The organism is Jiangella rhizosphaerae (assembly GCF_003579925.1).
In the GTDB taxonomy this organism is placed as follows: domain Bacteria; phylum Actinomycetota; class Actinomycetes; order Jiangellales; family Jiangellaceae; genus Jiangella; species Jiangella rhizosphaerae.
On the sequence record NZ_QUAL01000434.1, the window covers coordinates 18,832 to 28,227 of the forward strand.

A 9,396-nucleotide genomic window follows, 5' to 3' on the forward strand; every position below is an offset into this window, starting at 1 on the left:
AGCCCAGCGAGGGCCGAGGTCATGGCGACCTATGCAGTGGACAGCAAGCGGCAGATGATGACGGCAACCGGGGTCGTCAACGCGGTACACGAGTGGGAGGACGCCCCGGACGGATCGCGTCGGCAGTCCGAGCGTCAGGCCCTCGACGAGGACACGCGGATGCCTTTGTGGGGTGTCGAGGTCATCTACCGAACAGTGTCATTCGGGAACGAGCTGTCGGCTCGCGCGCAGGTAGTCGTGCCGGCGCCGCTGAAGCCCGAGATCGCGGACTTCACCCCGATCGAGTTCGGCGACCTGACCGCGTCGGCGCGGGCGACGAAGGCCGGCCAGCTGGTCGAGTCGTGGCGGGCCGGCGGGATCGCCTCGCACACGCCACGCAAGGACGCCGCCAAGACGACGTCCGGCAGCGGCGACAAGGCGGCCTGACCCATGACAGTCATCGAGGTTCCCGCCGACCCGTACGCGGCCGCCGACTGGCTCGCGGCCCGGCATCCGTGGGTGCGACAGCTGGCCGAGCGGATCGCCGGCCCCATCGACCGACGTGAGGACTGGCTGGACGTCCTCACCCGCGCCGTGAACGAGAGCGACGGCGATGGTGCCGCGTGGGTGGAGTACGAGCGCCGGCACCCGGCCCCGGACGACGACGCGGCGTTCTGGGAGTGGCACGCACAGGGTCCGCAGGCCTCCCGGAGGTGCGGGCGTTCGGGGTCATGTCCAGCGGCGAGAAGAACCTGATCCGCCTGCTCGCCACGCTCGGCGGTCGCGCAGCCTGGTCGCTGTTGGATGTGTCGTTCGACCAGCGCGGCGCCGCCGTCCTCGCGGACTGGCTGGCCGTCGTGCACGCCCAGCTCGCCGCGTCGCTATACCCGGCGACGTGTGATGACGCCCTGGTGACCCGGCTCGCCCTGGTGAGTGACGCGACGAACGGCGAGGTTCGCGCCGTCTCGCGATGAGACCCCACCGGGGACGGGTGACAGGCCTAGGAAAACCAACCCCCGTCCCCGGTGGCCCCAATCAACACCCCCGAATGGAGGGGATTGGTGTGTGCAAGCCTACGACCTGGCGACTACCGCTCGCCGCACTCAGCGTCGTTGCCGCGCAGCTGCTGACCGTCGTCCTGCTCATGGTCAGCGCCGACGAGGTCCAGGCCGAACGGTCCGACACGGCCGAGACCACGTCTGTGACCCGCTGCGGTGATCGGCCGTGAACGGGCAGCCGGTCTTGTTCGGCGTGCTGCCGTTCCGCACCAGCGAGGCCGCGTACTCGTTCCTCTGCCCTGCCTGCGGCCGCACCAGCTCGTCCCAGCCCGACACGGTCTGCGACGCCTGCACGCCGACGCCGCCGGCCAAGCCGAAGAAGTCGACGCGTCGCCGGCTCCGGAAGTCGGCGGTCCAATGACCTGCTCCGACTGCGGCCGCCCGGTGGACGCCGTCGAGGCGTGGTTCCACCCCGGCACCGGCGACACCGTCTGCGACTCCTGCCACGCCGCCGCCCACGCCCGGCGGGCGGCCCTGACAGCCCCCGGAGGACTGCTCCGATGACTCCGCGACCCGTACTAACCCCGAAGACCATCAATACCTTCGCGACCTTCGTGCAGAACCTGTTGGACCACGACTCGCTGATCCGCCGGCTGCTCCGCGGCCTGGGCTGGGTGACCCTTACGCCGCTGATAATGCTGCGCAAGCTCCCCCAGGTGTTCGCCGCCGGCGCCCTGCTGCTGCTCGCCTACTCGATCCTCGGCACGGGCGGCCTGGTCCTACTCCTCGTGCTCCCGCTCATCACGTGGGTGATGTGGCGACTCGCACACCCTGACTCCGCGGAGCAGGTCGCCGCGTATGTGCGGGGACGGTGGCGGTACCGGCGGATCTACCGCAAGCACTGGCCCACCATCGCCGCCGCGTGCGGGCTCTCGATCCCCGGCGCGTTCGGCCGCCAGGTCGCGCCCGAGCTGATCGGCGTGACCGCCTACCCAGCCGCCGACGCGCTGCACGTGCGGCTGTTGGCCGGCCAGTCCCCCGCCGACTATGCCGACCGCGCCGACGCCCTGGCGCACGCGTTCGGCGCCTCACAGGTCCGAGTGCGATCCGACCAGCCCGGCACGGTCACGCTGCTGTTCAGCACCGGCGACATGCTCACCGACCCGATCCCGGCGATGACGCTGGATGCGCAGGACGTCGACTTCGAGGCGCTACCGGTCGGGTTCACCGAGGACGGCAGCCCGTACCGGCTGCGGCTGCTCTACAGCCACGTGCTGACCGCCGGCGCGACCGGGTCCGGGAAGGGCTCCGCGCTCTGGTCGACCGTCCGAGCGCTCGCCCCGGCCGTCCCGTCCGGCGTCGTTGAGCTGTGGGGCGCGGACCCGAAGGGCGGGATCGAGCTGGCGATGGGCCGTGCGCTGTTCTCCCGGTTCACCGCCGACGACGAGCCCGGCGACATGGTCCAGCTCGTCACCGAGGCCGCCGACCTGGTCCGGGCACGCTCCAAGCGGCTGCGCGGCCACTCCCGCAAACACGTTCCGACCGCGGATGAGCCGTTCGTCGTGCTGATCATCGACGAGCTGGCCTACCTGACCGACTACCAGGACGACATCAAGCTCAAGCACCAGTTCAACAAGGCCCTCAAGGTCATCCTCTCCCAAGGACGCGCCGCTGGCATCTCCGTGCTCGCGTTCGTCGTCCAGGACCCTCGCAAGTCGGTGGTCGACGCCCACAACCTGTTCCCCGCCAAGATCGCCCTGCGGCTCGACACCGCGTCCGAGGTCGAGATGGTGCTCGGCAAGGATGCCTGGGAACACGGCGCCCACGCCGAAGCGATCCCCGAGTCCCTGCCCGGCACCGGCTACGTGCTCGTCGACGGCGACCCCACCCCGGTCCGGATCCGGTTCACCTGGGTCACCGACGACGACATCCGCGCCACGGCCCGCGACTACCCCGCCCCGCCGCCGGCACCACCACGCCACGGCTTCACCGTCGTCACAGACACCGACGACCAGGACGACGACACGACCGGAGAAGTCGCGTGAGCGTGCCCGAGCTCGGACACAGGGAGCTGGTGTTCCAGCTCGCGTCGCTCTCCCGCAGCAGAGCCGGCGAGCAGGCCCGTGGGTGCGTCAACCCGATCCGGCTGACCGGCTCGTCGACCACCGTCCATGCCGGGACGGGTGAGGTCGTGCGCACCTACTCCTCCGACGACGAACCGGACGGGCACACCTACGTCCGTTGCGGCAACCGCCGCGCCGCGGTCTGCCCGTCCTGCTCGCGGGAGTACAAGGGCGACGCATGGCACCTGCTGTCCTGCGGCCTGGCCGGCGGCAAGACGATCCCGGAGACGGTGGCCGGGCATCCGGCGACGTTCGCCACCTTCACCGCGCCGTCGTTCGGCGCCGTGCACCGCCACATCCGACCCACCAACGGCAAGACATCGCCGTGCCGGGCCAGGCGGGACAAGCCGCGCTGCCCACACGGCCGGCCCATGAGCTGTGTGCGCCGGCACGACGCCGACGACCCGCAGGTCGGTCAGCCGCTGTGCTTCGAGTGCTACGACTACACCGCCCACGCCGCGTGGCAGTGGTGGGCGCCGCAGCTGTGGCGGTACTTCACCATCGCGCTGCGCCGCCGCCTCGCCCGTGTCGCTGGCGTGTCGATGGAGGCCTTCACGAAGACGGCCAAGGTCTCCTACACCAAGGTGACCGAGTTCCAGGCCCGCGGCGTCGTGCACTTCCACGTCGTCATCCGCCTCGACGGACCCGACGGCCCCACCACCCCGCCTGGGCTCGGCCTCACAGTGACCGACCTCGAGGACGCGGTACGGCACGCCGCCACCCACGCGCACAAGGACGTCCCGATCTCTGGCGGCCAGACGCTCAGGCTGCGGTGGGGGAAGCAGCTCGACCTGCGCACCATCACCCCCGGCGCCGGCCGCGACAACCCCGGCGGGCCAGCGCACCCGCACCAGGTCGCCGCGTACCTCGCCAAGTACCTGACCAAGTCGACCGAGGACTTCGGGCTCCCCGTCGCCGGGAAGCTCTACAGCGCCGGACACGCCGCCAAACACGGCGCGACCCCGCACGCCGTCCGGCTCATCAAGGCCGCACAGCAGCTCGTGCCCGTCCACGACGATTACGAGCGCTTGAAGGACCGCTACGCCACGCTCGGCTACCGCGGACACCCGATCACGAAGAGCCGCGCCTACAGCGTGACGTTCGGCGCTCTCCGTACGGCTCGCCGGCAGTGGCGGCAGCGCCGTGCACAGCTCCCCGCCGACTCCGAGGTGCGAGACGTGCTCGACCTCGACCAGGCCGACGACGACACCACGGCGACAACCGTTGTCGTCGGCAGCTGGCGCTACGCCGGGCGCGGCTATCTCGACACCGCGGCCGCCGCCAACGCCACCCGCTCAGCCAACCTCGCCCGCATCCGCCGCGGCGACGAGGCCTCGCCGGGCATGAGCTAGAGCCACCACCCCAGGCAAGAAGATCCGCAGTCTCACGGAAGGACACACTCATGGATCGGCTGTTGACCGTCGATGAGGCCGCCGAGGTTCTCGGCACCACATCACGGTTCCCCCGGCGGCTGATCGCCGAACGGCGCATCCGCTTCGTCAAGGTCGGCGCCCACCATGTCCGCATCCCCTTGTCCGCACTCGCCGCGTTCATCGCTGCTGGCACCGTGGAGCCGACCGAAGTCCGTTGGCACGCCGGCCGGGCGGTGAGCTGATGGCCGGCCGGCGCCCGTTCGGCAAGGTGCGCAAGCTCCCGTCCGGCCGTTTCCAGGCCTCGTTCATCGGCCCCAACGGCCGCCGGCAGAACGCGCCCAACACGTTCGGCACCAAGACCGACGCCGACCGCTGGTTGGCGCGGGTCAGGGCCGACATCAGCCGCGGTACCTGGCTCGACGAGCAGCTGGGACGGCGGACGTTCCAGGAGTACGCCGAGGCCTACCTCACCGACAACCCGGACGTGGGGCAGCGCTGGGCCGAGACGTGCCGACGGAACATGCGCCTCCACATGGTCACGTTGTTGGATGTGCCGTTGGTCGCGATCACACCGCCGGTCGTGCGGTCCTGGTACTCCAACGCCATCAGAGGCACCGGCGGTAAGACCTCCATCGCGCAGTCCTACCGGTTCCTCCGGGCGGTCTTGAACGCTGCCGTCCGGGACGACGCGATCACCCGCAACCCGTGCATGATCCCCGGCGCCGGCTCGGTCAAGTCCCCTGAACGCAAGATCGCCACACCTGATCAGGTGGCCGAGCTGATCACGACCATCAGCTCGGAGCGCTACCGTGCCGCCGTCGTGCTGGCCGCCTGGTGCGCGCTGCGTCGGGGCGAGGTCTGCGCGATGCGGCGCGAGGACGTGAACCTGACCAAGGGCACGGTGTGGGTGCGCGAGAACCACGTCGAGCTGCTGGAGTCGCCGGTGCGGTACAACAAGGAGCCCAAGACGCCAGCAGGGAAGCGAGAGATCTCAGTGCCGCCGCACGTGCTGACCTTCCTGGTCCAGCACGCCGAACGTGGGCCGGCTCCGAGTGGTTCTTCGTCGGCCGCGACGGCAAGCAGATGCGGGGCAACGCCGTCTACCAGGCGTTCGTGCGAGCGCGGACCAAGGTCGGCGTCGATATCGCGTTCCACGACCTGCGGCACACCGGGCAAAGTCTCGCGGCGGCCGCCGGCGCCACGCTCGCGGACCTCAAGAAGCGGCTCGGGCACTCCTCAACGGCGGCGGCCAACCGGTACCTTCACGCCTTGGACGGCCGGGACGCCGAGGTCGCAAAGGCGCTGAGCGAGCTGGCGCACCGCGCCAACAGTGCTCAAATCACGCCGACGAGGACCAGGGAGGGGTGACGGACATGGGGCACGCGTGGGGCACGGCCACCGTGATCATGGCCGCCTACCTGCGGCTTTGCTTGCGCCTGAAAGCGGAAGGTCGGCGGATCGAACCCGCCCCTGTCCACCCCTTCACCAGCGCGAATGCCCGCTCCCGGTCGACCGTGCGGCACGGTGTGTGACCGGGTTTCGTCGCCACACGTCGTGCGGGAGATTGTCGATGGCGGGTGATTCGGTGGGGCCATAGCGCCACCAAACCGCCCGCCATCGTTGAGCGCGTACTGCACGTGCAGGCCGCCCATCCCGGCCATAGGCCGTCACAGGAAGTCGAGCAGGGCGCGGGCCAGCTCCTCCGGCGCCTCCTCGGCCACGTGGTGGCCGGAGTCGATGGTGGCGGCCCGGACGTCGTCGGCCCAGGGGCGCCAGACGGAGAGGGCGTCGCCGTAGAGGCTGGGCATGTCGTCGCGTGAGGACCAGAGGACGAGGACCGGGCAGGTGATGCGCCGGCCGGCCGCGCGATCGGCATCGTCGGCGGCGCGGTCGACGGTGAGGCCGGCGCGGTAGTCCTCGAGCATGGCGTGGACCGTCGTGCGGTCGTGGATGGCGCGGTAGAAGTCGGCGAAGTTGGCCGGGCCCATCCGCTCCAGCGAGTTGGGCCTCCCGTGGCCGACGTCGTACCAGGCGTCGGGGTCGGCGCAGATCACCCGTTCCGGACGCTCCGGCTGGGCGAAGAAGAACCAGTGGTACCAGGCCTGGGCGAACCGCGCGTCGCAGCGCGCCAGCGCCTCGCCGATGGGCACGCAGTCGAGCACAGCCAGCGCCGCGACGGCGTCCGGGTGGTCCAGCGCGAGCCGGTAGGCGACATAGCTGCCGCGGTCGTGGCCCACGACGGCGAAGCGGTCGTGCCCGAGCGCCCGCATGAGCTCGACGCCGTCGGCGGCCATGGCGCGCTTCGACTGCTGCGCGTGGTCCGGCGCCGACGGCGGGGCCGTGGACTCGCCGTAGCCGCGCAGGTCCGGACAGACGACGGTGTGCCGCTCGGCGAGCAGCGGGGCGACCCGATGCCACGTCGTGTGCGTGCGCGGATGACCGTGCAGCAGGAGCACCGGAGGGCCACTGCCGCCGTGACGGACGCGCAGCTCCACCTCGCTCGTGCGCACCCGCTCCAGCCGGAAGCCGTCGAACATGGCCGATACATAGCCACCACGCTGCCCGGCAAACGGCCGGGCCTCAGACGTCGACGTCCACCGCGCGCAGGTCGGACCACAGCGCCTCGGGCACCGGCGAGGTCACGGCGCGCGCGTTGGCCCAGGCCTCCGCCGGCGACTGCATGCCGACCACCGCGCACCGGACGGCGGGGTGGCGCAGCACGAACCGCAGCGCCGCCGTGGGCAGCGGCACCCCGTGCCGCGCGCACACCTCGGCGAGCGAGCGCGCCCGCGCGACGACGGACGGCGGAGCCGGCCGGTACCGATAGGTCGCCGCCGCCGACGGAGCCGACGACGCCAGCAGGCCGGAGCCAAAGACGCTGGCCGCCACCACATCGACGCCCAGCCGGGAGCACAGCGGGAGCAACGACTCCGCCGCCGGCCGGGCGAGCAGGGAGTACCCGCCCGCGACCATCACGACGTCCAACGCGCCCGTCGCCACCAGCGTCTCCAGCGCGGCCACGTCCATCGACCCGGCGCCGACGGCGCGCACCACGCCCTCGTCGCGGAGCTCGGCCAGCGCGGGGACGGCCGTAGAGCGAGCTTCGTCCAGCCGCTGCTCGGGGTCGTGCAGGTAGAGGACGTCGACGCGGTCGAGGCCGAGGCGGGTCAGGCTCTCGTCGAGGCTGCGGCGGATGCCGTCGCGGGAGAGGTCCCAGACGCGCTCGTGCGTCGCCGGGACGTGGAAGCCCGGGTCCCGGCCCACGACCTCGCCCGCCACCGGCCGCAGCAGCCGGCCGGCCTTGGTGGAGACCACGTAGGAATCGCGCGGGTACGCGCGCAGCGCGGCGCCCAGCCGGCGCTCGGACAGGCCGAGGCCGTAGTGCGGCGCGGTGTCGAAGTACCGCACGCCGGCGTCCCACGCCGCCGCCACGGTCGCCGCCGCGTTCTCGTCGGAGACCGGGCCGCTCAGGTTGCCGATCGAGGCCGCGCCGAATCCCAGCGGCCCCGGGACCCGCCGGCTCACCGCTTCGCGGACCGGCCGCGGACGGCGCCCGCGTGCTCCCGCGCGACCTCGAGGAAGCCGTCGAGCACGCTGGTGCGGCCGTCCTTGCGCCAGACGGCGTACAGCCCGATGCGGGTGCCGACGTCGGCCAGCGGCCGGTAGACGAGGCCGTCGATGGACAGGTGCCGGAACGAGGCCGGCACGACGGTGACGCCCATGCCGCCGGCCACCAGGCCGAGCACGCTCTGCACGTCGGACGACTGCTGGACGATGTGCGGCGTGAACCCGGCGTCCAGGCAGCTGGAGACCACCTTGTCGTACATGCCGGGCGCGCGGTCGCGGTCGAACATCAGCAGCGCGTCGTCGGCCAGCGAGGAGAGCCGCGCCTTCTGCCGTCCCGCCGCCGGATGGTCGACCGGCAGGACGGCGACCAGCGGCTCGTCGACCAGCAGCTCGCTGTCCAGCTCGTCGTTGCCCTGGAACTCGCGGACGAAGCCGACCGACAGGGCCTCGTCGAGCACCATCGCCACCTGCTCGGTCGCGCTGCGGCTCATCAGCTGCAGCCCGACGGCCGGGTGCCGGCGGCGGTAGGCGACCAGGATCGGCGGCAGGATCTCGTAGCTGGCCGACACGACGTAGCCGATGCGCAGCAGCCCCGCCTCGCCGCGCTCCGCCCGTTGTGCGCTCTGCACCGCCACGCCCACCTGCAGCAGCGCCCGCCGGCACTCGTCGAGGAAGACGCGGCCCGCGGCGGTCAGCTCGACGGTGCGGGTGGTGCGGCGCAGCAGCTGGACGCCGATGGCCCGCTCCAAGGAGATGATCGACTGGCTGAGCGCCGGCTGGGCCAGCTGGAGGCGCGCCGCGGCCCGGCCGAAGTGCAGCTCCTCGGCGACCGCGACGAAGTAGCGGAGCTGGCGCAGCTCCACCCGACCGTTCCACGCCTCGCCGGGCACGCCGACGATCCTAGCCATCACCATGCGGCCACCGAGCCGATCCACTCGAGCCGCTCGTCCGGGATCAGCCCGAAGGTGTGCACCCGCGCCCCGGTCGCGCCTGTGGCCGCGGCGTCCCGCAACCGCCGGGTCAGCTCGTCGCGCGAGCGCACGTCCGGCGGGAACGCCCGCACGCTGGCCAGCACCGCGCACTCGTCGCCCGCCGCGGCGACCGCGCCCGCGAGGTCCCGCGCGGCGGCGTCCTCCGGCCGGGCATCGGTGCTGACGACGACGGCGTCGGCCAGCCGCGCGAGAGCCGGGGTCAGCGGCGACCGCGACCCGACCGTTCGCGGCGACACCCCCGCGTGGACCAGGACCGGCAGGCCGGCCGCCCGCGCCGGACCGGCGGCGACGGCGGCCAGTTCGGCGCCGACGTCGTCGCGCAGCCGCAGCAGCTCCGTCAGCTCCTCCGCGGCCGGGCCCGGCC

13 protein-coding genes are annotated in these 9,396 nt (G+C 72.2%); 9 read left to right on the plus strand and 4 right to left on the minus strand.

The genetic code is table 11. The annotated features are described in order from the left end of the window. The first annotated feature begins 21 nt into the window (after positions 1 to 21). The 9 genes from DY240_RS29885 (at position 22) to DY240_RS34265 (ending at position 5,841) form a co-directional block, all read left to right on the plus strand. On the plus strand, positions 22 to 426 hold the full coding sequence (locus DY240_RS29885) for a hypothetical protein (RefSeq protein WP_147375587.1): 405 nt from the start codon (positions 22 to 24) through the stop codon (positions 424 to 426). 3 nt (positions 427 to 429) lie between these two features. Then, positions 430 to 735 carry a hypothetical protein gene (locus DY240_RS29890; RefSeq protein WP_119663290.1) on the plus strand — a complete coding sequence of 102 codons (306 nt, stop codon included), beginning with the start codon at positions 430 to 432 and terminating at the stop codon, positions 733 to 735. Then, positions 711 to 953: a hypothetical protein gene (locus DY240_RS29895; protein ID WP_119663291.1), complete on the plus strand. Its 243-nt coding sequence runs from the start codon at positions 711 to 713 to the stop codon at positions 951 to 953. Before DY240_RS29890 ends, DY240_RS29895 begins: the two co-directional genes overlap by 25 nt. 89 nt (positions 954 to 1,042) lie before the next feature. Further along, positions 1,043 to 1,207, plus strand: coding sequence for a hypothetical protein (locus DY240_RS32650; protein ID WP_158603059.1), 165 nt, complete (start codon positions 1,043 to 1,045; stop codon positions 1,205 to 1,207). After that, positions 1,204 to 1,398, plus strand: a complete 195-nt coding sequence (locus DY240_RS29900) for a hypothetical protein (RefSeq protein ID WP_119663292.1) — start codon at positions 1,204 to 1,206, stop codon at positions 1,396 to 1,398. Before DY240_RS32650 ends, DY240_RS29900 begins: the two co-directional genes overlap by 4 nt. 139 nt (positions 1,399 to 1,537) lie before the next feature. Next, complete coding sequence (locus tag DY240_RS29905; protein WP_119663293.1) at positions 1,538 to 3,022, plus strand: FtsK/SpoIIIE domain-containing protein; 1,485 nt, start codon at positions 1,538 to 1,540, stop codon at positions 3,020 to 3,022. After that, positions 3,019 to 4,452 carry a replication initiator gene (locus tag DY240_RS29910; protein WP_147375588.1) on the plus strand — a complete coding sequence of 478 codons (1,434 nt, stop codon included), beginning with the start codon at positions 3,019 to 3,021 and terminating at the stop codon, positions 4,450 to 4,452. Before DY240_RS29905 ends, DY240_RS29910 begins: the two co-directional genes overlap by 4 nt. Before the next feature lie 50 nt (positions 4,453 to 4,502). Further along, positions 4,503 to 4,715: an excisionase family DNA-binding protein gene (locus DY240_RS29915; RefSeq protein WP_119663295.1), complete on the plus strand. Its 213-nt coding sequence runs from the start codon at positions 4,503 to 4,505 to the stop codon at positions 4,713 to 4,715. Between the two features lie 841 nt (positions 4,716 to 5,556). Continuing rightward, positions 5,557 to 5,841: a tyrosine-type recombinase/integrase gene (locus DY240_RS34265; protein ID WP_158603060.1), complete on the plus strand. Its 285-nt coding sequence runs from the start codon at positions 5,557 to 5,559 to the stop codon at positions 5,839 to 5,841. 299 nt (positions 5,842 to 6,140) lie between these two features. Here the strand turns inward: DY240_RS34265 and DY240_RS29925 are convergent, their stop codons facing one another. The 4 genes from DY240_RS29925 to DY240_RS32660 all read right to left on the minus strand — a co-directional run. Continuing rightward, complete coding sequence (locus DY240_RS29925; RefSeq protein WP_119663297.1) at positions 6,141 to 7,010, minus strand: alpha/beta fold hydrolase; 870 nt, start codon at positions 7,008 to 7,010, stop codon at positions 6,141 to 6,143. Between the two features lie 43 nt (positions 7,011 to 7,053). Further along, positions 7,054 to 7,998, minus strand: coding sequence for an aldo/keto reductase (locus tag DY240_RS29930; RefSeq protein WP_119663298.1), 945 nt, complete (start codon positions 7,996 to 7,998; stop codon positions 7,054 to 7,056). Beyond that, on the minus strand, positions 7,995 to 8,954 hold the full coding sequence (locus DY240_RS29935; protein WP_147375589.1) for a LysR family transcriptional regulator: 960 nt from the start codon (positions 8,952 to 8,954) through the stop codon (positions 7,995 to 7,997). Before DY240_RS29935 ends, DY240_RS29930 begins: the two co-directional genes overlap by 4 nt. Continuing rightward, positions 8,948 to 9,396 (minus strand): hypothetical protein (locus DY240_RS32660; RefSeq protein ID WP_199702741.1); only part of this gene is annotated, 449 nt, incomplete at its 5' end. The genes DY240_RS32660 and DY240_RS29935, both read right to left, overlap by 7 nt.